Source organism: Chromobacterium sp. ASV23, assembly GCF_016428945.1.
GTDB classification, from domain to species: Bacteria; Pseudomonadota; Gammaproteobacteria; order Burkholderiales; family Chromobacteriaceae; genus Chromobacterium; species Chromobacterium sinusclupearum.
In genome coordinates, this window is sequence record NZ_JAELTR010000030.1 from 21,739 (window position 1) to 44,334 (window position 22,596).

General features: G+C 62.9%; 18 protein-coding genes. 13 read left to right on the forward strand and 5 right to left on the reverse strand.

Annotation, left to right across the window (positions count from 1 at the left end):
- The first annotated feature begins 75 nt into the window (after positions 1-75).
- From JHD59_RS13170 to JHD59_RS13215, 10 genes are all read left to right on the forward strand, one after another.
- Positions 76-777 carry a MarC family protein gene (locus JHD59_RS13170; protein WP_199154575.1) on the forward strand — a complete coding sequence of 234 codons (702 nt, stop codon included), beginning with the start codon at positions 76-78 and terminating at the stop codon, positions 775-777.
- Positions 778-895: 118 nt separating this feature from the next.
- Entirely contained in the window at positions 896-2,029 is a 1,134-nt protein-coding gene (yiaY, locus tag JHD59_RS13175; protein WP_103320350.1) for an L-threonine dehydrogenase, read from the forward strand.
- A 119-nt stretch (positions 2,030-2,148) separates the two neighbouring features.
- Complete coding sequence (locus JHD59_RS13180) at positions 2,149-2,520, forward strand: DUF488 domain-containing protein (protein WP_103320352.1); 372 nt, start codon at positions 2,149-2,151, stop codon at positions 2,518-2,520.
- 125 nt (positions 2,521-2,645) lie between these two features.
- A complete protein-coding gene (locus JHD59_RS13185) occupies positions 2,646-3,827 on the forward strand; it encodes an O-succinylhomoserine sulfhydrylase (protein WP_199154576.1) in 1,182 nt (393 codons plus the stop codon).
- Positions 3,828-4,024: 197 nt separating this feature from the next.
- Complete coding sequence (locus tag JHD59_RS13190; protein ID WP_043626145.1) at positions 4,025-4,666, forward strand: TetR/AcrR family transcriptional regulator; 642 nt, start codon at positions 4,025-4,027, stop codon at positions 4,664-4,666.
- A 75-nt stretch (positions 4,667-4,741) separates the two neighbouring features.
- Positions 4,742-7,195, forward strand: a complete 2,454-nt coding sequence (locus JHD59_RS13195; protein ID WP_199154577.1) for an acyl-CoA dehydrogenase — start codon at positions 4,742-4,744, stop codon at positions 7,193-7,195.
- 120 nt (positions 7,196-7,315) lie between these two features.
- Positions 7,316-7,693: an acyl-CoA thioesterase gene (locus JHD59_RS13200; RefSeq protein ID WP_071110464.1), complete on the forward strand. Its 378-nt coding sequence runs from the start codon at positions 7,316-7,318 to the stop codon at positions 7,691-7,693.
- 185 nt (positions 7,694-7,878) lie between these two features.
- Positions 7,879-9,372: an OmpP1/FadL family transporter gene (locus JHD59_RS13205; RefSeq protein WP_199154578.1), complete on the forward strand. Its 1,494-nt coding sequence runs from the start codon at positions 7,879-7,881 to the stop codon at positions 9,370-9,372.
- 446 nt (positions 9,373-9,818) lie between these two features.
- Complete coding sequence (locus JHD59_RS13210; RefSeq protein WP_199154579.1) at positions 9,819-12,194, forward strand: 3-hydroxyacyl-CoA dehydrogenase/enoyl-CoA hydratase family protein; 2,376 nt, start codon at positions 9,819-9,821, stop codon at positions 12,192-12,194.
- A gap of 193 nt (positions 12,195-12,387) precedes the next feature.
- On the forward strand, positions 12,388-13,590 hold the full coding sequence (locus JHD59_RS13215; protein ID WP_103320359.1) for an acetyl-CoA C-acyltransferase: 1,203 nt from the start codon (positions 12,388-12,390) through the stop codon (positions 13,588-13,590).
- Positions 13,591-13,645: 55 nt separating this feature from the next.
- Here JHD59_RS13215 and JHD59_RS13220 read toward each other — a convergent pair whose 3' ends face one another.
- A complete protein-coding gene (locus JHD59_RS13220; protein ID WP_199154580.1) occupies positions 13,646-14,932 on the reverse strand; it encodes a DEAD/DEAH box helicase in 1,287 nt (428 codons plus the stop codon).
- A 160-nt stretch (positions 14,933-15,092) separates the two neighbouring features.
- Here JHD59_RS13220 and hflX point away from each other — a divergent pair, with 160 nt between their 5' ends.
- The gene (hflX, locus tag JHD59_RS13225) at positions 15,093-16,481 is read left to right on the forward strand and encodes a GTPase HflX (RefSeq protein ID WP_199154581.1); all 1,389 of its coding nucleotides are present in this window, start codon (positions 15,093-15,095) and stop codon (positions 16,479-16,481) included.
- A gap of 176 nt (positions 16,482-16,657) precedes the next feature.
- Entirely contained in the window at positions 16,658-17,629 is a 972-nt protein-coding gene (locus JHD59_RS22810) for a GNAT family N-acetyltransferase (protein ID WP_233164112.1), read from the forward strand.
- A 3-nt stretch (positions 17,630-17,632) separates the two neighbouring features.
- On the opposite strand, the gene JHD59_RS13235 is transcribed toward JHD59_RS22810, so the two are convergent.
- From JHD59_RS13235 to JHD59_RS13250, 4 genes are all read right to left on the reverse strand, one after another.
- Positions 17,633-18,313, reverse strand: coding sequence for a DUF3313 domain-containing protein (locus tag JHD59_RS13235; RefSeq protein ID WP_199154582.1), 681 nt, complete (start codon positions 18,311-18,313; stop codon positions 17,633-17,635).
- Between the two features lie 124 nt (positions 18,314-18,437).
- Positions 18,438-18,635 (reverse strand): hypothetical protein, encoded by a 198-nt coding sequence (locus JHD59_RS13240; protein ID WP_103320364.1) that lies wholly within the window; start codon positions 18,633-18,635, stop codon positions 18,438-18,440.
- A gap of 145 nt (positions 18,636-18,780) precedes the next feature.
- Positions 18,781-19,353 carry a GNAT family N-acetyltransferase gene (locus tag JHD59_RS13245; protein WP_199154583.1) on the reverse strand — a complete coding sequence of 191 codons (573 nt, stop codon included), beginning with the start codon at positions 19,351-19,353 and terminating at the stop codon, positions 18,781-18,783.
- A 75-nt stretch (positions 19,354-19,428) separates the two neighbouring features.
- Positions 19,429-20,754 carry a DUF2254 domain-containing protein gene (locus JHD59_RS13250; protein ID WP_199154584.1) on the reverse strand — a complete coding sequence of 442 codons (1,326 nt, stop codon included), beginning with the start codon at positions 20,752-20,754 and terminating at the stop codon, positions 19,429-19,431.
- A 133-nt stretch (positions 20,755-20,887) separates the two neighbouring features.
- Between JHD59_RS13250 and JHD59_RS13255 the strand changes: the two genes are divergently transcribed.
- Positions 20,888-22,510: a methyl-accepting chemotaxis protein gene (locus tag JHD59_RS13255; protein ID WP_199154585.1), complete on the forward strand. Its 1,623-nt coding sequence runs from the start codon at positions 20,888-20,890 to the stop codon at positions 22,508-22,510.
- Positions 22,511-22,596 lie beyond the last annotated feature (86 nt).

The window sequence follows — 22,596 nt, forward strand, 5'->3', positions numbered from 1 at the left end:
CTGGCAAGCGGGCTTTTTTTATGGTTTCATCCGCAATCTCGATATCATTTGAAATATTTTGCGGAGCCGGCCCCGATGCAGTTGCTGTCCATCTTCATGACCAAGTTTCTTTTCGTGATGGCCGCGCTGCTGCCCATCATGAATCCGCCGGGCCTGGTGCCCATTTTCATCTCGATGACGGCGCGCAATACGCCGCAACAGCGCCGCTACCTGGCGCGGCGGATCGCCTTGTATTGCGCCTTGCTGCTGGTGGGCAGCATGTATGTCGGCGGTTATGTGCTGTCGTTCTTCGGGGTCTCGCTGCCGGTGGTGCAGATGTCCGGCGGCCTGCTGATCACTTTTGCCGCCTGGCGCATGCTGAACGACACGCCGGCGGAATCCAGCCAGACATCCAGCGAACCTGCGCGTTCTGACAACACGGCCGAGCTGAAGCAACGCGCCTTCTATCCCTTGACTTTCCCCCTGACGGTGGGGCCTGGCTCGATCTCCGTCGCCATCACCATCGGCGCCACGCTCACCGGCAGCGGCAAGGGCATCGTCCGCTACGCCATCGCCCCGCTGGCGGGGTCGGCCGCCGTGCTGGCCAGCAGCGTGCTGGTCTACCTGTGCTACGCCCACGCCGACAAGCTGCTGCGCTACCTGGGGCAGACCGGCTCCATCGTCTTCCTGCGGCTGTCTGCCTTCATTCTGCTGTGTCTGGGCGTGCAGATCATGTGGGACGGCTTTGGCGAGCTGGCCAGTCAATGGCTGCAGGATCATGCCTGCCTGTTACATTGACCAGTTGATGCCGCATGGCTGCGCCATGGCCGGCGTTTATTGATTTGAGGCAAGGCGAGGGCGTATAGGGCGGCGCACACTGTGCTCAACATTTCGAGTCCATTCATGGAGACGGACAATGAGCACAAGCGCTTTCTTCATCCCCTCGCTCAATCTGATGGGCGCCGGCTGTCTGCAACAGGCGGTTGAAACCATGCGCGGCCATGGTTTCCGGCGCGCACTGATCGTGACCGACCAGGGCTTGGTCAAGGCCGGCCTGGCCGGCAAGGTTGCCCAGATGCTGGGCGAGGCCGATATCGAGCCGGTGATCTTTGACGGCGTGCATCCCAATCCAAGCTGCGCCAACGTCAATGCCGGCCTGTCCCTGCTGAAAGAGAAGAAGTGCGACGTGGTGGTGTCGCTGGGCGGCGGCTCGCCGCACGACTGCGCCAAGGCCATTGCGCTGGTGGCGGTGAACGGCGGCAAGATCCAGGACTACGAGGGCGTGGACAAGTCCGCCAAGCCGCAGCTGCCACTGGTGGCAATCAACACCACCGCCGGCACGGCGTCGGAGATGACCCGCTTCTGCATCATCACCGACGAATCCCGCCACATCAAGATGGCCATCGTCGACAAGCACACCACGCCGATTCTGTCGGTCAACGACCCGGAAACCATGGCCGGCATGCCAGCCTCGCTGACCGCGGCCACCGGCATGGACGCGCTGACCCACGCTGTGGAGGCCTATGTGTCCACCATCGCCACCCCCATCACCGACGCCTGCGCCTTGAAGGCGGTGGAGCTGATCGCCGGCTTCCTGCGCCGCGCGGTGAAGGATGGCAAGGACATGGAAGCGCGCGAGCAGATGGCTTACGCGCAGTTCCTGGCCGGCATGGCCTTCAACAACGCTTCCTTGGGCTATGTGCACGCGATGGCGCACCAGCTGGGCGGCTTCTACGATCTGCCGCACGGCGTGTGCAACGCGGTGCTGCTGCCGCATGTGCAAGTCTTTAACGCGGCCGTCGCCGGCGAGCGGCTGGGCGATGTGGCCCTGGCCTTGGGCGAGAAGACCCGCAGCGCCGAAGCCGCCATCGCCGCGATCAAGCGTCTTGCCGCCGATGTCGGCATCCCGGCCGGCTTGAAAGAGCTGGGCGTGAAAGAAGCCGATATTCCGACCCTGGCCGACAACGCCTTGAAGGATGCCTGTGGCCTGACCAATCCGCGCAAGGCCAGCCACGAAGAAATCTGCGCGATCTTCCGCGCGGCCATCTAGCCGCGCCGCCCGGCCCCTGCGGCCGGGCTTCTCCGCGGCCTGAACGTTCCAGGCCGCGGAATCACCGCCCACGGGAGGCCGGCCAGTGTGGCCGGCGCCTCGCGGACAAGGAGGGTTATATGAACGCCTCTATACGTCTGGTTTCCATCGGGCAATGCAAAATTCCCCCCGCCAAGGGCTTTCTACTGTCAAGCAAGTGGCCGCGGCAGTGGCCGCGCACGGCCCTCTTGCCGGACCACTGGCTGCGTCGCGTGCTGCCTACGGAGGAGCTGGTGGCCTGGATGCATGGCGATAGCGTGCGTTGGCCGACGTTCTGCGACATTTACTGGGCGGATCTGGGCGCCAATCCAGCGCGCTGGCAGGCCTTGCTTGGCGCGATGCGCGAGGGCGAGCTGGTGTTGCTGCATGATTGCGGCGACGGCCAGTACACCTCGGTGCGCGCGCTGGAGCAGTTTTTGCGGCGGCTGGACGAAAACGGCATGGCGGCCTGAGCGGCCAAATTTCCTAAGCGGAACAGCCATAGCGCCCGATGGCATTTAGCAAGCGGGCGGTTTTCGGGCAAGATAGGCGGGTAAGCATTGCCGGCGCCAAGCCGGGACGAGAAAGAGAGACGCGCATGTCGGGCCCGCAACAAGAGAATCTGCATCCGGAAACGCTGGCTATTCGCGCCGGCCGCACCATCAGCGAATACGGCGAGCACAGCCAGGGGCTGTTCCTCACCTCCAGTTTCACCTATGAGTCGGCGGCGCAGGCCGCGGCCATGTTCCTCGGCGAGATCGAGGGCTATACCTATTCCCGCTTCACCAACCCCACTGTTTCAGCCTTCCAGCAAAGGCTGGCGCAGATGGAGGGCGGCGAGCGCGCCATCGCCACCGCCACCGGCATGGCGGCCATCCAGGCCATCATGATGACTTTGCTGCAGGCCGGCGATCACATTGTTTCCTCGCAAAGCCTGTTCGGCTCCACCATCAATCTGTTTGCCAACCAGCTGGCCAAGTTCGGCGTGACCACGACTTTTGTCGATGCGCGCGATCTGCAAGCCTGGCGCGCCGCGATCCAGCCGAACACCAAGCTGCTGTTTCTGGAGACGCCGTCCAATCCGCTGACGGAAGTGGCCGACGTTGCCGCCGTCGCCGATATCGCCCACGCCCATGATGCCCTGCTGGTGGTGGACAACAGTTTTTGTTCGCCGGCGCTGCAGCAGCCATTGAAGCTGGGAGCGGATCTGGTCATGCATTCCGCCACCAAGTTCATCGACGGCCATGGACGGGTGATGGGCGGGGCGGTGGTGGGCAACGACAAATTGATCGAGCAGATCTATCTGCATGTGCGCACCGCCGGGCCGTCGCTGTCGCCGTTCAATGCCTGGACGCTGCTGTCCGGGCTGGAGACGCTGTATCTGCGCATGGAAAAACACAGCGCCAACGCGCTGGAACTGGCGCGCTGGCTGGAGGCGCAACCGAATGTCGAGCGCGTGTATTACCCCGGCCTGGAGAGCCATCCGCAGTATGAGCTGGCGCGCCGCCAGCAGAAGAGCGGCGGGGCGGTGGTGTCCTTTGTGGTGAAGGGCGGCCGCGAGGCGGCATGGAAGGTGGTGGACGGCGTGCGCGTGATTTCGCGCACGGCGAATCTGGGCGATGTGAAAAGCACCATCACCCACCCCGCCAGCACGACGCATGCCCGCGTGACGCCCGAAGCGCGCGAGAAGGCCGGCATTGTCGAAGGGCTGTTGCGCGTTAGCGTCGGCCTGGAAAATGTGTTGGACTTGCAGCGGGATTTGGCGCTGGGCCTTGACTAAGCCCTTTTAACGCGTGTTTCATTCAAACGGCAGTCTAAAATCAAGACTGCCGTTTTTTGTTTGCCCTGAGCGGTGAATGCGCAAGGCGCCCTGCATGCCTTGACATTGATCAAGTTAAAACGTAAGTTTGAAACGCTTGTTCGAAAGCTGAGATGAGCAAGACTAAACCACACAATACAACAAAGGCACTGGAGACCATGGAGGCAAACCGCCCCGACACCGCCACCCGCATCCTGGACGTTGCCGAACGTCTGTTTGTGGAGCATGGATTCGAGGCGACTTCGCTGCGCATGATCACCCAGCAGGCCGAGGTGAATCTGGCCGCGGTGAACTATCACTTCGGCTCCAAGGATGCGTTGTTCGAGTCCGTGTTCATGCGCAGGCTGGCGCCGTTGCTGGAAGACTGCCTGGCGGAACTGGACCTGCTGGAAGCGAAGCCGGGCGAATTGCCGCTGGAGCAACTGGTGCTGTCGTTCATTCGGCCGTGCCTGGTGTTGTCCAAGGACCCGTCCCGCGGCGGCGCCATGTTTGTGCGCCTGCTGTCGCGCACGCTGGTGGAAAACCACCGTCTGTTGCGCGAGACCATCTCGCAGCAGTACAGCGTGTTCGTGCAGCGCTACACGGAAGCGTTCCAGCGCGCGCTGCCCCATCTGGAGCCGGAGCAGCTCGCCTGGCGCATGCATCTCGCCTTTAGCGTCATGTTCAATGCCTTTGCCGGCAACGATGTGCTGAAAATCTTCACGCGCAGCCAGATCGTTACCGCCCGGGACCCGGACATGATCGTCAAATACCTAGTGCCGTTTGTGATAGCCGGTTTGGTCGCGCCCATCGAGGGCTGATTCCGCGTCGTTCGCCAAGTATTACAACAGCAAGGCGGCGCGCGGGACCGAGGGGTCAACACGAGGGTAAACACAATGATTGCTGCCGTAATTCTGGTCGCGCTGATCGTCGCGCTGGCCTACTGCGCCGCGCCGGTGCTGGTTTGGACCGTGGGCCTTGCCGCCTGGCTCGCCGCGCTTCAGTTCGTTTTCCATTGCGAGGTTCATGCCGCCGTCTGGGCGGTGTTCGCCGTTGTCGCCGCCGTGCTGAACATCGTGCCGCTGCGCCGCGCGGTGTTCACCGGTCCGGTGTTCGGCGTGTTCAAGAAAATCACGCCGGCGATGTCGCAGACCGAGCAGGAGGCCATCAATGCCGGCACGGTATGGTGGGATCGCGACCTGTTCTCCGGCAAGCCGGACTACAACCGTCTGCTGTCTTTTCCGGACCCGAAGCTGACGCCTGAAGAGCAGGCGTTCATCGACGGCCCGACAGAACAGCTGTGCGCGATGATAGACGACTGGAAGATCACCCATGAGCTGAAGGATCTGCCGCCGGAAGTGTGGCAGTTCATCAAGGATCACGGCTTCCTGGGCATGATCGTCAAGAAGAAGTACGGCGGCCTGGAATTCTCCAATTATGCCCATGCCAAGGTGGTGACCAAGATCGCCACTCGCGGCGGCACCGCTGCGGTATCGGTGATGGTGCCGAACTCGCTCGGCCCGGGCGAACTGTTGCAGCACTACGGCACGGAAGCGCAGAAGGATTACTACCTGCCGCGTCTGGCCAAGGGCGTGGAAGTGCCGTGCTTCGCGCTGACCAGCCCGTATGCCGGTTCCGACGCCGGCGCCATCCCGGACTTTGGCGTGGTGTGCCGCGGTTCCTATACCCATCCGCGCACCGGCGAGCGTTTCGAGGACGTGCTGGGCGTGCGCGTCAGCTGGGAAAAGCGCTGGATTACGCTGGCCCCGGTCGCCACCATCCTGGGCCTGGCCTTCAAGATGTATGACCCGGACCACCTGCTGGGCGACAAGGAAGAAATCGGCATCACCTGCGCGCTGGTGCCGACCGAGCATGTCGGCGTGGAAATCGGCCGTCGCCATTTCCCGGGCGGCTCGGCCTTCATGAACGGCCCGACCTGGGGCAAGGACGTGTTCATTCCGCTGGAGTGGATCATCGGCGGCCGCGAATACGCAGGCCAAGGCTGGCGCATGCTGGTGGAATGCCTGTCGGTGGGCCGCTGCATCTCGCTGCCGGCCATGTCCGTCGCCTGCGGCAAGCTGACCAGCTACACCACCGGCGCCTATGCCCGCATCCGCGACCAATTCGGCCTGCCCATCGGCAAGTTCGAAGGCGTGGACGAGGCGATGGCCCGCATCGGCGGCTACACCTATCAGATGGAAGCGGCGCAGGACTTGGCCTTGACCGCCCTCGACAACGGCGAGAAGCCGTCGGTGCTGTCGGCCATCCTGAAGTACCACAACACCGAGCGCATGCGCAAAACGCTGAACGACGCGATGGACGTGCACGGCGGCAAGACCGTGGTGCTGGGGCCGCGGAACTATCTGGCGCGCGGTTATCAGGCCATCCCGATCGGCATCACCGTGGAAGGCGCCAACATCCTGACCCGTTCGATGATCATCTACGGCCAGGGCGCGATCCGCTGCCATCCTTTTGTGCTGCGTGAAATGAAGGCGGCGATGGCCAACGACGGCGCCGAGTTCGACAAGGCGATCACCGGTCATATCAACTTCGTCATCAGCAACTTCGTCCGCTCGCTGTGGCTGGGCCTGACCTGCAGCCGCTTCGCGAAGAGCCCGAAGGGCGGCGTCACCGCGGCGTACTACAAGCGCGTCACCCGTTTCTCCAGCGCCTTCGCGCTGTTGTCCGACATGGCCATGTTCAGCCTGGGCGGCTCGCTGAAGTTCCGCGAGAAGCTGTCGGCCCGCCTGGGCGACATGCTGTCCGGCCTGTACATCGCCACCGCCTCGCTGAAGCGTTTCGAGCGCGACGGCGCGCCGAAGGAAGACATCGCCGTGATGAGCTGGGCGGTGGAGAACGCCTTGTACGATGTGCAAGTGGCGATGGACGGTTTCCTGGCCAACCTTCCTAGCCGCGGCCTGGCCTGGGTGCTGCGCCGCATCATCTTCCCGTGGGGTTTGACGCTGAAGCCAGCGTCCGACCGCACCGGCACCAAGGTGGCGCGCGCCCTGATGGAGCCGGGCGGCACCCGCGACCGCCTGACTCACGGCATGTACGTGCCTAAGGAAGAGACTGATCCGGTCGGCGTGCTGGGCCATGCGCTGAATGCGATTCTGGCCACCGATCCGGTGGAGCAGAAGCTGCGCAAGCTGGCGCGTGACGGCAAGTTCAAGACCATCACCGCGCGCGAGCGCCTGGCCGAGGCCTTGCAAACGGGCCTGATCAATCAGGAGGAGTTCGATGCGGTAACCCGCGCCCGCAAGCTCAAGCGGGATGTGATCATGGTGGACGACTTTGACAAGAAGCTGGAACAGCATGATGACAAATTGCTGCAGCGCCTGATTTTCTAAGCCAGGCAACGTGGTACCATGCGCCGGATACCGCATGTATCCGGCGTTCCGCAAAGCGGCCGCGTCTCATGCGGCCGCTTTGTCGAACGCGACAAAGTGATAAAGGCGGGAGAGTGTGTGATGGAACAGCAAGAAGCCAGGGTGCCGGTGTTGCGGGTAAGGGCCTTGCCCACCAGCACCAATGCCTATGGGCGAGTGCAGGCAGGCTGGCTGATGAGCCAGATCGACTTGGCGGGCAGCCTGGATGCCGAGCGTTTGTCGCGCGGCCCGGTCACCACGGTGGCCGTCAACGCTTTCCAGTTTTCCGCGGCCATCTTGCTGGGCGACGTGGTGGATTTGTATGTGGAGCGGCTGCGCATCGGCCAGAAGTCCATCACGCTGAAAATCTCAGTGGAGGCGCAGCGCATGGATGGCTCGCACGTGCGGATCACCGAGGTGATCGCCACCTATGTCGCCATCGATCGCGACGGCAAATCGCGTCTGCTGGAAGCGGGCTGAGGCAAGATTGTTTCGGTCTTCATCAATTGTTGTGGAAATGTTGCAGTAAAACGAACGTTTGGAATAATAGCTCCACGGTTTGGTTGGATTGCTCTAATTCTCTGGTAGCATCGACCATGACTCACGACATGAATGGGTCATGATCAATGAAAAATATCTACTCAAGCAAGACTAGAGAGGGAAGCATGAAGCTCAAGCATCTTAGCCTGTCCGTGATGATCATGGGCACCGCGTTCGGCCTGGCGTCTACACAGGCTGCTGCCTCGGGTTATCAGTTTGGTTCGCAGAGCGTTTCCGGCCAGGGCACCGCCCACGCCAACGGCGCCGAAGCCAACGATCCTTCCACCATCTTCACTAACCCGGCTGGCTTGAGCCGCCTGGATGGCACGCAAATGGTACTGGGCGCCACGCTGGTGGTGCCGGACTCCAAGTACACCGACAACGGCTCCACCAATATCCTGGGTCAGTCTACCGGCGGCGGCAACGGCGGTACTTTCGCGCCCAAGGCCGTGGCTGCGCCCACTTTCTATCTGTCGCACAAGATCAACGACAAGATCACCGCCGGCATCGGCATGTTCGTGCCGTATGGCGCGAAGCTGGACTACGGCTTCGACTGGGCCGGCCGTTACGCCTTGAAGAGCGTCAACCTGCAGTCGTTGAACATCAATCCCTCTATCGCATTCAAGCTGGATGATCATCACTCTTTCGGCTTTGGTGTTTCCGCTCAATATATGGATGCCACGCTGGAGCAAATGGCGGATGCAACTTCCGGTCTGGCTTTGAAAGCGGCAAATGCGGGTGGTATCACGGGTCCCTTTGGACCGGGTGGCGCGACTGTAACCTTGACGAATCCCTCGCAAATTGCCGCTGTTATGCGGGCCGGCGGTGTCGGTGGTGATGGATTGGCTCACGTCGAAGGAAATGACTGGGGCTTTGGCTGGAACATAGGTTATATGTATCAGCTTAATGAGAATACCCGTTTTGGTCTGGCTTATCGTTCCAGCATCAAGCAGTCTTTGCAGGGATCGTCTACTTGGACATTCAATAATGTCCAAGGGAATGTAACCGTTGGTGGTATTACTCTGCCTGCGGCGGTGGCTGCGAAACTTGCTCATCCGAATGCCTCCGCCTCCGTCGACGTGACCACTCCCGAAACCGTCTCCGCCAACTTCTTCCATCAGTTGAACCCGAAGGTGGCGCTGATGGGCGATGTGACCTGGGTGCGCAACTCGCAGCTGCAACAGCTGGACATCAAGCAATCCACGGTGAACGGCGTGGCTCAGGGCGATCTGGTGCTGCATCAGAACTGGAAGGACACCTGGCGCGTGTCGTTCGGTTCCAATTACCAGCTGAACGACGCCTGGATGCTGCGCGGCGGCGTGGCTTGGGAGCAGTCTCCGCTGCAATCCGACAACGATCGCCACCCGGCGCTGCCGGATAGCGACCGTCTGTGGCTGTCGTTCGGCGCCAACTACAAGATCAACAAGCAGAGCTCGATTGATCTGGCCTACAGCTTCATTGATTTCAAGAACGCTAACGTCAACTACACCGACGCTTGCAGCCCGGCTGGTGTAAGCCCGACGACTGGCGCTGCATGTACCGGCAACGGCGGCACCGTCAAGGGTAGCTACAAGACCTATCTGCAGTTGATCGGCGTGCAGTACAACTATCGTTTCTAAGCAGTTAACACCGTTCGGAAATCGGCAACAGGGCAGGCGTCAGCGCTTGCCCTGTTGTCGTTTCGGCACAGCTGAAGCCGTTGTTGCGCTTGCTGAGATGTTGCGTGCAGATTTTTTACAAAACCTGCTTTGATTTTGCCCAAAATGGGTTAGACTAATCCCACATAAAAGCGAGTGTTTGATATTTTATCTGCGCTCGCAGATCACCCCCCGGTAGGAGCGCTTTATCCGTGCCGGCGAGGGTGGAAGCGCCAGGAAACATTCTCCGGGTGCGGCCGGAACAATAGCGATTCAGTCCGGCCTTACTATCAAGCAGTACCCGGCGCCGCGCCTGTCACAGTCGGCGCGGATTCTGGGCAAGGACGATTCAACGCCCGTCCTTGGAAGCAAGCAGGACAGGTTGAGAGGGGCCTGTCTCATGTGTGTTTCAACAAATCGAGGAAACCATGTCTCAAACCAAATTCAATGTACGCAAGGTTGCCGTGCTCGGCGCTGGCGTGATGGGGGCGCAGATTGCCGCCCACCTGGTGAACGCCAAAGTCCCGACCATTCTGTTTGACTTGCCGGCCAAGGAAGGCGACAAGAACGGCATCGCGCTGAAGGCCATCGACGGTCTGAAGAAGCTGAAACCCTCTCCGCTGGCGGGCAGCGACGTTGTCGCCCACATCCAGCCGGCTAACTATGATGACCACCTGCATCTGCTGAAAGACTGCGATCTGGTGATCGAGGCCATCGCCGAGCGCATGGACTGGAAGGTGGACCTGTACCACAAGGTGGCCCCGCATCTGGGCGAGCACACCATCTTCGCCACCAACACTTCCGGCCTGTCCATCAACAAGCTGGCCGAAGGCTGCCCGGACGCGGTGCGCCCGCGCTTCTGCGGCGTGCACTTCTTCAACCCGCCGCGCTACATGCACCTGGTTGAAATCATTCCCTGCGTGACTTCCGACGCGCACATCCTGGACAACCTGGAGCGCTTCCTGGTGTCCACGCTGGGCAAGGGCGTAGTCCGCGCCAAGGACACCCCGAACTTCGTGGCCAACCGCATCGGCGTGTTCTCCATGCTGGCCACCATCGCCAACGCCGCCAAGTACGGCATCCGCTTCGACGTGGTGGACGACCTGACCGGTCCGCGCCTGGGCCGCCCGAAGTCCGCCACTTTCCGCACCGCCGACGTGGTGGGCCTGGACACCTTCGCCCACGTGGTGAAGACCATGCAGGACACCCTGCCGCAAGACCCGTGGCACAGCCTGTTCGTGACGCCGGACTGGATGCAGGGCCTGATCTCCGCCGGCGCGCTGGGTTCCAAGACCAAGGCCGGCATCTACAAGAAAGACGGCAAGCGCATGCTGGTGCTGGACCCGGCCAAGGGCGAGTACGTGGGCTCCGGCGAGAAGGGCGACGACGCGGTCAAGGATATTCTGAAGATCGCCAATCCGGCCGAGAAATTCCAGAAGCTGCGCGAGAGCGAGCATCCGCAGGCGCAGTTCCTGTGGGCATGTTTCCGCGACGTGTTCCACTACATCTCCTTCCATCTGGCCGATATCGCCAACTGCGCCCGCGACGTGGACTTCGCCATCCGTTGGGGTTTCGGCTGGTCCGCCGGTCCGTTTGAAACCTGGCAAGCCGCCGGTTGGCAGCAAGTAGCCAAGTGGCTGCAGGAAGACATCGCCGCCGGCAAGTCCCTGGCCAAGGCTGAACTGCCGGCCTGGGTGCTGGAGGGAGACCGCGCCGGCGTGCATTTCGCCGACGGTTCCTACAATGCCGCCGACAAGAAACTGGTAGGCCGCTCCGCGCTGGACGTTTACGCGCGTCAGCTGGCGCCGGCCAAGGTGCTGGGCGAGAAGTCCGAGCAGCTGGGCGAAACCGTCTACGAGAACGAAGGCGTGCGCGCCTTCACCACCGGCGACGACGTGCTGGTGGTGTCGTTCAAGTCCAAGGCTCACGCCATCGGCCCGGCCGTGCTGGATGGCTTGAACACCGCGATTGACATCGCCGAAGACCGCTTCAAGGGCTTGGTGATCTGGCAAACCGAAGAGCCGTTCTCTGTCGGCGCTGACCTGCAATCGATGATGCCGGCCTTTATGATGGGCGACTGGGATGCCATCGACGCCATGATCGGCCGCTTCCAGTCCACCGCGTTGCGCCTGCGCTACAGCCAGATCCCGACCGTGGCCGCCACTCAGGGCTACGTGTTCGGCGGCGGCTGCGAGTTCGCCATGCATTGCGACAAGACCGTGGCCGCGCTGGAATCGTACGTGGGCCTGGTGGAAGTGGGCGTGGGCCTGCTGCCGGGCGGCGGCGGTTGCAAGGAATTCGCGCTGCGCGCTTCGCAAGAGTCCAAGGGCGATCTGCTGGCCGCGTTGAAGGATTACTTCATGAATATCGCCACCGCCAAGGTCGCCACCAGCGGCATCGAGGCGCAAGAACTGGGCTTCTTCCGCAAGGGCGACGCCGTGGTGTTCAATGCTTACGAGCTCTTGTACGTCGCCAAGCAGCAGGCGTTGTCGCTGGCCGAATCCGGCTACCGCCCGCCGCTGAAGGTGAAGGGCTTCCCGGTGGCTGGCCGTTCCGGCGCGGCGTCGATCAAGGGCCAGCTGGTGAACATGCTGGAAGGCAACTTCATCAGCCAGCACGACTTCTTCATCGCTTCGCAGATTGCGGATGTGATGACTGGCGGCGATGTGGAGGCCGGCACCCTGGTCAACGAGCAATGGATTCTGGACCTGGAGCGCAAGGCTTTCATGACCCTGCTGAAGAACTCCAAGACCCAGGATCGCATCGCGAATATGCTGACCACCGGCAAGCCGCTGCGCAACTAAGTGCTTGGGGATGATTCTGCTGCGCGTGCCGATCTCAAAGCTGTGATGCTCGCCGTACCACTTGTACGGCTGCGCGTCTCGCCTTGACCTCGGCCCGCTCGCTGCGAATCCTCCCGCAAGCACGGCCAATAGCCAGATGATAGGTCGGTTGATTTCTACCGCTTGGATCAGCCGGCCGACAGGAGAATCGAAAATGAGCAAACAAGTACAAGAAGCTTACATCGTCGCCGCCACCCGCACCCCGGTGGGCAAGGCGCCGCGCGGCATGATGCGCAATGTGCGTCCGGACGACATGCTGGCGCATGTGATCACCGGCGCGCTGGCCCAGGTGCCGAACCTGGACCCGAAACTGATTTCCGACTGCGTGGTCGGTTGCGCCTTCCCGGAAGCGGAGCAGGGCCTGAACATGGCGCGCATCGGCGTGCTGCTGGCCGGCCTACCCAACACCGTGGGCGGCATCACCATCAACCGCTACTGCTCGTCCGGCATCAACGCCGTGCAGATGGCGGCCGACCGCATCCGCCTGGGCGAAGCCGACGTGGTGATCGCAGCCGGTTCGGAGTCGATGTCTCTGGTGCCGATGATGGGCAACAAGGTGTCGCTGAACCCGGAAATCTTCGCCAAGGACGAGAACTACGGCATCGCCTACGGCATGGGCCTGACCGCTGAAAAAGTGGCGCAGCAGTGGGGCGTGTCGCGCGAAGACCAGGACGCGTTCGCGGTGGAATCGCACCGCCGCGCGCTGGCGGCCATCGACGGCGGCAAGTTCAAGAACGAAATCACCCCGCTGGAAGTGACCTACCGCACGCCGAATCTGGAAACCGGCGAAGTGATCGTCAAGAAGCGCGTGCTGGACACCGACGAAGGCCCGCGCCGCGAAACCACGCTGGAAGGCCTGGCCAAGCTGAAGACCGTGTTCGACGCCAAGGGCTCCGTCACCGCCGGCAACTCCTCGCAGATGTCCGATGGCGCCGGCGCGGTGATCCTGGTGTCCGAACGCGTGCTGAAGGAATTCAACCTGGTGCCGCTGGCCCGCTACGTGACCTTCTCGGTCAAGGGCGTGCCGCCGGAAATCATGGGCATCGGTCCGAAGGAAGCCATCCCGGCCGCGCTGGCTCAGGCTGGCCTGAAGCAGGACGACCTGAAATGGATCGAGCTGAACGAAGCCTTCGCCGCGCAGGCGCTGGCGGTGATTCGCGATCTGAACCTGGATACGTCCAAGGTGAACCCGCATGGCGGCGCCATCGCCCTGGGCCACCCGCTGGGCGCGACCGGCGCGATCCGCACCGCCACCCTGATCCACGGCATGCGCGACGCCGGCATGAAGGGCCACGGCATGGTGACGATGTGCATCGGCACCGGCATGGGCGCCGCCGGCATCATCGAAGTGCTGTAAACCTGTCCGGCTTGACCTGACAAAAACCCCGCCGGGTTTCTCGGCGGGGTTTGTTTTATGGTTTCGCGGCGGTGATGCCCCCAGCGGCTGTTGACGTTTGCTGGGCTGCGGCCTCCCGCAATTTGTCCTTCTTGCTCTTGCGTTTGCCCTTGATGCCGCCGTTGCCGTCCGGGTCCGTCAGAGACGCGGCTGGCATCGCGGGCTCGGTCGGCTCGAAGCCGGCGATCCGCTCGCGCGGCAAGCTTAGTTGCTGGCGCTTTTCTATCAACCGGAAATGGGCGGCGCAGTCGGCGCTGATAAAGCTGATGGCCTCGCCGCTGGCGCCGGCGCGGCCGGTGCGGCCGATGCGGTGGGTGTAGTCGACCGGCGAGCGCGGCAGGTCGTAGTTGACCACCAGCGGCAGCCGGGCGATGTCGATGCCGCGCGCCGCCACGTCGGTGGCGATCAGCACCCGCAGCTGGCCGGTCTTGAGATCGGCCAGCACCTGGCCGCGCTGGCTCTGGCTGCAATCGCCATGCAGGGCAGCGGCCCTCACGCCGGCGCGTTGCAGCTTGTCCGCCACTCTGTCCGCCGCCTGGCGGCTGGCCACGAAAACCAGCGCGCGGTCCCAATCGTGCGTCGCCAGCAGATGGCGCAGCAACATGGTACGCCGCGCGGCGTCCACCTCGATGGCGCGCTGGCGGATGTCCGGCGCGGTGGCGGCCGTCTGCTCGATGTCAATGCGCAGCGGTTGGCTTAGCAGCTGTTCCGCCAAGGCGCGCACGGCGGGCGGGAAGGTGGCGGAGAACAACAGGTTCTGCCGCGTCTGCGGCAGCTGGGCCAGCAGGCTGCCCAGCTCGTCAGCGAAGCCCAGATCGAGCAGCCGGTCCGCTTCGTCCAGAACCAGGGTGTTGACGGAGGACAGCCGCAGCGCGTTGTGCGCGAGCAGGTCCAGCAGGCGGCCGGGCGTGGCCACTACGATGTCGGCGCCGCCGCGCAGGGCCATCATCTGCGGCTTGATGGACACGCCGCCGTAAACCACGGCGACTTTCAGGCTGCGTGGCAGGGCCTGAGCCAGATCGCGCAGAATGCCGCCGACCTGCGCCGCCAGTTCGCGCGTCGGCAGCAGAATCAACGCCCGAGGATGGCGCAGCATGGCGCGCGGGCTGGCCAGCCATTGCTGCAGCAGCGGCAGGCAGAAGGCCGCGGTTTTGCCGGAGCCGGTCTGCGCGGTGGCCAGCACGTCGCGGCCTTGCAAAATGGCGGGGAGGGCGGCGCTTTGGATGGCGGTGGGCTGGGCATAGCCTTGCTTGAGCGCGGACTGGGCCAGATCGGGCTGCAGGCCCAGGGCGGTGAATGGCATGAATGAAGACAACTATAGAAAAGTGGGGGCTTGTGGCCCGAAGCGGCAGGAGTATCGGCCGCGCCGGCCGCGAGGTCAAGCAATGAGGCGCAACTTGTCAGCGTGAAGCGTCATTTGCGAGTAATATCCGGGTTCGTTACCTAAATAAAGCCATCTGCCCATGCAAACAGAAGTCAAAGAGAAGCCCCGTTACGCCATTGTCGCCTCGGTGCAGCTGCCGGAAGTCAGCGATGTCGAGTTCGAAGCCTCGCTCACCGAATTGAGCGAGCTGGCCAAGACGCTGGGTTTCCAGGTGGTGCAGACCTTTGTGCAGAAGCGCAGCAGCTTCGATCGCACCGCCTATATGGGCGTGGGCAAGCTGGAAGAGATCAGCCAGTTCGTCAAGCGCGGCCTCCGCGCGGACGAGCTGGAAGACGATGCGCAAGAATGGGACGCCAGCACGGTCGAGATCGACGTGCTGCTGGTGGACCACGAAATCTCGCCGTCGCAGGCGCGCAATCTTGAGTTGGCCGTCGGCTGCGAAGTGATGGACCGCACCATGGTCATCCTGGAGATTTTCCATCGCAACGCCCGCTCGCGCGCTGCGCGCGCACAAGTGGAAATCGCCCGTCTCGGTTATATGGCGCCGCGGCTGCGCGAAGCGGCCAAGCTGGCCGGTCCGCAAGGCCGGCAACGCAGCGGCATGGGCGGCCGCGGCGCCGGCGAATCCCATACCGAGCTGGATCGCCGCAAGGTGCGCGACCGCATCGCCGAGCTGCAGCGCGAAATCATCGCCATGGAACTGGAGCGCAAGACCCAGCGCGCGCGCCGGCTGGAGCGGCAGGGCATCGGCCTGGGCGGGGTCTCGCTGGTCGGTTACACCAATGCCGGCAAATCCACCTTGATGCGGGCGCTGACCGGCAGCGAGGTGTTGGTGGCCAACAAGCTGTTCGCCACGCTGGATACCACGGTGCGCGCGCTGTACCCGGAAAGCGTGCCGCGCGTGCTGGTCAGCGATACCGTCGGCTTCATCAAGAACCTGCCGCACGGCCTGGTGGCCTCGTTCAAGTCCACGCTGGAGGAGGCGCTGGACGCGTCGCTGCTCTTGCACGTGATCGACGCCAGCGACCCCGGCTTCCAGCGCCAGCTGGAAGTGACCGACGCGGTGCTGCAGGAAATCGGCGCCGATGAGGTGCCGCGCATCCGCGTGTTCAACAAGATAGACCATGTCGGCGATGAGGCCGAGCAGGCCGCCTGGACGGCGGAGCTGCAGACGCGCTACCCAGGCTGCGTGGTAATGAGCGCCCGCCGGCCGGAAGAAGTGGCCAGCCTGCGCGCCGCCATCGTCTCCTTCTTCCAGCAGGATCTGGTGGAGGAGGAGCTGTTGCTGCCGTGGTCGGCGCAGCAATTGCGCGGCGAAATCTACAGCCACTGCCAGGTGCTGGAAGAGCGCACCGAGGACGAGGGCAGCTGGTTCCGCGTGCGCGGCGAACCGGAAAAACTGCGCGTCTTGCGCGAACAGCTCAATCCCGGCTCGCAGGGCAGGGAAAAGGAATACTGGGAGGTCTAGGAAGACCATCCCATCGAGGCGTGGCTACAAGTAGAATGCCGTCGCCACAAAGATAAAGAGCCCTGCTTGTCAGGGCTCTTTTCTTTATCAGGGTAATCTTCCCTCTTGCCAGCGCATGGCGATTGAATGCAAATTCCTTGTTTGAGTGGGAAGGGAACCCATAAGGAAATGACAAGATGGCGAGCAATGTTGAAATCAAGGCGCGCGTGGCGGATATCGATGCGCTGGAGCGAAAAGTTCAGGCATTGGCCGGGCACGAGCCATGCAGACTTGAGCAGGACGATACCTTTTTCTGTGGCTCTCATGGCAGGCTGAAGCTGAGAGTGGATGGCGCGGGGGCTGGCAAGCTGATTTTTTATCAACGTCAGGATGCCGCGGCGATCAAGTCTTCATTTTTCCTGCTTAGCCAGAGCAATGACCCGGATGGCCTGCGCGAGTTGTTGACGCAGGCCTATGGCGCGCAGGGCAGGGTGCGCAAGCAGCGCAGCCAGTATCGGATCGGGCGCTGTGCCATCCACCTGGACCGAGTGGCCGGCCTCGGAAATTTCGTTGAGCTGGAGGCGGAGCTGGCTGACGATGAGCCGGAAGAGGCCGCGCGCCAGGCGATAGCTGCCTTGATGGAGCAATTGTCGATTCGAGATGACAGCCTGCTGGACAAGGCGTATGTGGATTTGCTTGAGCCATCCTCTCGCCAGAACCTGACTATCGCGCTGGAGCGGCCGGATCAGCCCGAGGTGATGGCTTTGATAGACGAACTCGATGCCTATCAGAAGCCCTTATACCCCGTGGAAAGCCATCACGGCGTCGATGTGGCAGCCTTGCTGCGGCCGGAAGTGGCGTTTGCGGTGGCGCGCGACGAAACCGGCGTGGCGGTGGGGTGCGGCGCAGTTTGGTGCACGGCGGAATATGGCGAATTGAAGCGGATGTTCGTGCGGCCGCAATGCCGGGGGCGCGGCGCCGCGCGCAGCGTGCTGGCCTTTCTGGAGCGGCAGGCGCAGGCGCGAGGCTGCGCCGCCATGACGCTGGAGACCGGCATCCACCAGCACGAGGCCATCGCCTTGTACCAGCGTGCCGGTTACGACTTTTGCCCGCCGTTCGGGTCCTACCGCGAGGACCCGTACAGCGTATTCATGCGAAAAGCGTTTTGACTATCAGGAAGCCTTGCCCAGGTGCGTGGCCAGCTGGCGGGCGCTGTCTTTGCACCATTGGTCGATCAGAGGCTTGATCAGATCCAACGTCATCTGTTCTTCCTTGGTCTTGCTCTTCTTGTTCTGCCGCAGGTTGACCGTGCCGGCCAGCAGGGTGCCGTCCTGGGCGTCTTCCAGCTGCGCCATGCTGCCTATCTTCAGCAGATAAGGCTCTTTGCCGGTGGCGAGCCGCGCCAGGTTGAACACCGCCTTGATCGGCAGCAAGTCCACGGCATCTACGCCTGGCCGGTCTTGGGAGACGGCGGTGACCGCCACGCGCAAGCGGGTGACGCCGGGAGCCGCTTGCTGCGCCATCGCGACGCCGGCCGATGCCAGCTCGGCCTGCATCCGTTGATGGAAATAAGCGGCAATCGCGTTCTCATCGCCGGATTGCAGCAGCTCCCAGTTGCCATCCTTGGCTTGGCGCATGAACAGCAATGGCTCCAGCAAAACGGCGTTGTAGGCTTTCAGATCGACGCCCGGCTTCAGATAAACACGCTGATCCGGGTTGCTTTTGCTCTGCTGGAAGGCGCTGAGCGGAACGGTGAACAGGTTTTCCGAGTTCGCTGCTTCGCCGGCGGACCAGGCGGGCAGGCTCAAGCCCAGTCCGAGAGCGCAACACAGGGTCAGTGCGGACAGTTTCATCGTCGGTTCCTTTGTTAGTCGATTGAAGTATGCAGACATGCTGTCGACAGCATAATTCGGACAGAGGAAATTGTCGCGTGCCGTGTGCGGGAAACGACCAGGCCCGCGGAAGCGGGCCGGAGATTCAGCGATGCAGGTAGGTGAACAAGGCCAATAGTATGATGCAGCAGATGACCATCAAATTCAGCAGGATTTCTTCCTGAATCGGCTCGGAATGGAGCTTGTCGTCCATGCGGAGCCGGGAGTGATTCAGTTTATGCAGCCAATATTGCAAGAGAGAGTTCGAACTGGGACCGTCGGGGTCGGCGTTGCCGGTTTTCATGATGGAAGTCCTGCGTAAACGAAAATTTATAGGCAGGCATTTTACTCTTTTTGCATATTGCCGCAACTTCTCGCTCCGCAGTGTTGCCCTTTCCGCCACATGGGACAACGACCCCCTGATTGCCCTCCAGCATCCCGCGTCCCGCTCAGATGAATTCACCCTCCGGCAAGCCCAGGTTAATCGTGGCTGAGCGAAACGCCGCTGCGGCGGATTGCGCCCGTGCTGACAGCAATTCCAGCATCACTGTCTTGCCAAGTCGATCGCTGCGCAAGGCATGGTTTCCCGAGTGGGCAAGCAGCACCACATCGTCAACCGCTCTCCAGCCCGCCGCCCGCGAGTAAAACGGCGCCAGCTCGGCATCGCAGGTGAAGGCTGCGATGTCATAGTTTCCGCATTCTCTCAGCCAGGCGGAGGCCGCTGCGACAACGCGCTCGCCCAGGCCTTGCCGCCGATGGCCAGGGTGAGTCGCGACGCAACTGAGGGCGGCCAGGGCAAAAGCCTGCCCGCCATGGCTGACGGTCAAGCCGACTACCGCGGCGTAAGCGACGGGATGGCCATGCTGCAGCAGACAGAATGCTTGCGCGTGATATTCCGGCTTGTGCAACGCGTCGTCGGGGTCCGGCTCCCCCGGGCACTGGTAGGCCTGGTGCAGCATGACGGCGCATTCGCGACGCAGTGCCTGCGGCAAGGCCTGATAGGGTTGGGACATGATTTCCATGGTGTATTCCGGTTTGGGTGTGAACGGCATGGCTGGGACCGCGGCGCGAGTGTGGGGCGGGGATGCCGCCTCTGGTCACGTCGTCAGCGTCTGCAGCGTCTGCAGCGTATCCAGCCGCCCGCGCATCCGGCTCATGGCCTGCTCGTCAAGATGGCCGCGGCAGCTGTCGACGGCGCGCTGGCCCAGCGTCCGCAGCGATTGGCGGAAGGCCGCGCTGTGGGCGACGGTGGCGATATCGGTCAGCGCCGCCAAGAGGCGCAGGCTGACTGCCATGTCGCCGCGCGCGTAATGGCGGATCTGTTCGAAGGCCGATTCCAGCAGCGCGTCGAAATCCATGGCCGGGATGGTGACGCGCACCACTCCTGGCGGGTCGTAATAGTGCTGTTGCGGAGCATTGCGCTGCGCGTACAGGCACAGGATGCGGCTGAGCTGATCCACGCAGGCAATCGCGGTGGTGGGGTCGTTGACCGCTGGAGAGATGGCTTTCAGCGCGATATCGACGATCTGCAGCACGCCGAACTCCACATCCTGTTGCAGGGTGCGGCTGGGTCCGATGTCGATCGCGGCCAGCATGGCCTGGCGCAGCCTGGGGGTAAGCCTTTCCTCGCGCGAGGCCAGCAGCAGCGGGATGCCGGCCGGCGCAAATTGGCCGACGCGGCGTGTGACGCGCAGTTTCAGTTGATGCGTCTTGGCCAGTTGCACCAGCTTGCGGGTATCAATGAAGCGGACATAGCCCGCCGTCCGGTTGAGGATGGGCGCATCCGGCTGGACGGCGTTGGGCGCCGCGCCGGCCGGCCACAACCGGTCCTCATGCGGCGCCGGCATCTGCTCCTGGATCGCCTGTTCGGTCTCCGCGGCGATGCGGTCGACGATGTAGTTGACGCTGATGGCGCGCGAGATGTGATGGATGAAGAACAGCAGGCCGATCACGCAAGCCACCGCCAGCAGCATGGCGCCGAATACCGTCAGCACCGGGCTGAAAGCGTAGGGCTTGATTCGGGCAGCCGGCAAGGCGGCGATGCAGTAGGCGAACGTGCCGAGGAAGATGCCCAGCGTCCGCTGCGTGACCTTGTCGCGGGAGAAGCTGACGATGATTCTGGGCGAGAACTGCATGGAAGCCAGCGTCAGCGACATCAGCAGAATGGCGAATACGATGGACACCACGGTCATGATGGAGGTGGCGATGGCGGACAGAATCACCTGGGCCACCTGAGGGTCGCTGCGCGACGGGAACAGAATCTGCGGCAGCCAGGCGCCAAGCGCCGGATGCGTTTCTTCCAGCCAGGACAAGCAGCCGCCGACAAAGCCCAGCGCCAGCGAAATGATCAGCGGGCGCACCAGGAAGCCGCCGCGAAGATTGAACAGGATGTGCTGGATGGCGCGTGGCAGGTGTCTGGTCATGGTGCTTGGGTGGAGTCGATGCGCGACGGACAGGATGCACATGATATCTGGTTTGCCCGGCGTATGGTTGAGGTCTGGGCGGCTTCGGCCTGATCTACACTGTATTGATATTCATGATCGCTGGGAGCCGGCAATGGCACTGCGTTTGACGGTGGGGCGGCGGATTGCCGTGTTGATCGTTCTTTCCATTGTCGCTTTTGTGCTGCTGGGCGCGATCAGCCTGTCGCGCCTGCAGGCTGTGCAGCTGCAATTGCGCAAATTGGACGAGGTGTCGCTGGCCGAGGTGGACATCTCGCGCAGCCTCAGCGCAGAGCTGACAGGCATGAGGCTGGAGACGGTGCGCCATATCGCCAGCCGCGATCCGGCGGTCAAGCAGGCGGCGGAGCAGCAGGTGCGAAAGCATAGGGAGAACCTGGACAGCTTGCTGGCCGCCTATCATCAGTTGCCGTTGCAGGCCGAATTGCAGCAGAAGGGCGAGCAGTTCCAGTCCCGGCTGGCCGAATACATTGACGCCGTCTCTCCCTTGCTGGCCGCCTCCAAGGCCGATCCGGATCATCCCCCTCCGGTCTACAACCCCAAGATCAATGGCGCGGCCGGTTCGATGGGCACGCTGGTGGAAGATATGGTCAAAGCCAGCCGCGAAGACGCGCGGGCAGAGCGGCTGGCGGCGGAGCAAGATTACAAGGCCGCGTGGGGACAGATGATCGCTGTGATCGTTGTCGGCGTGCTGGTGTTGTTGGGCGCAGGCTATGTTCTGCAGCGCTCAATCACCGTGCCTTTGAACGGGGCTCGGGATGCGCTTGCGCAAGTGGCGCGCGAACTCGATTTCACCCGCCGCACCGAGCCGGCGGGGCATGACGAGATCGCGGATGCGCTGCAAGCGCTGGATTCCTTGCTGCAGACGCTGCAGCGCAGTTTCAGCGAAGTGGGCGGCGCAGTGAGCGGGGTGGCGGACTCGGCGCGCGGCATGCGAGAAACCGCCGACGAGCTGGCGGTCAGCGCCGCGACATCGTCACAGGCCTGCTCCAGCATGGCGGCCTCGGTGGAGCAACTGACGGTCAGCATCGCCCATGTGCGCGACCGCGCACAGGAGGCCCGCCGGCTCAGCAGCGACTCTGGGCATTTGGCGGCGTCCGGCGAGCAAGTGATCCTGAAAACCGTGGCGCAGATCCAGTCCTCGGTTGAAACCGTCAGCGACGCGGCCGGCACCGTGGAAAAGCTGCGCGACCAGGTTGCGGCGATAGGCAGCGTGACTGAGGTCATCAAAGGTGTAGCGGAACAAACCAATCTTTTGGCGCTGAATGCGTCGATAGAGGCCGCGCGGGCCGGCGAAATGGGACGTGGCTTCGCGGTGGTGGCGGACGAGGTGCGCATGCTGGCAGAGCGGACGGCCGCGGCGACGCTGGAGATCAATGGCATGATCCAGGCGATGCAGCAGGAGGCGTTGAACGCGGTGCGGCATATGAATGAGGTGGTCGGCGAGGTGCGGGGCTGCGAACAATCGGCTAATCAGGCCGGAGAAACCATCACGCAGATCAGCCAGCGCGCCGCCGAGGCTGTCGCCTTGGTCGGCGAGATCGCCTCTGGGATCGGCGAGCAGGCGGACGCGAGCACTGAAATTGCGCAGCAGCTGGAACGAATCGCGCAGGTTTCCGAAGAGGGCAGTAACGTGGCGGACACGACCTCGACTGCGGCGCAGCGTCTCAACGCGCTGGCGGCCGAGCTGCGCGCCACCGTATCGCGCTTCAAGGTATAGCGGCTGCTGATGCGCATCATGCTTGGCGCGGATGGCGTAGGCCGCCATGGGCGGGCCGCGGTATGCCCGCCGTTTGTCGCGCCGTG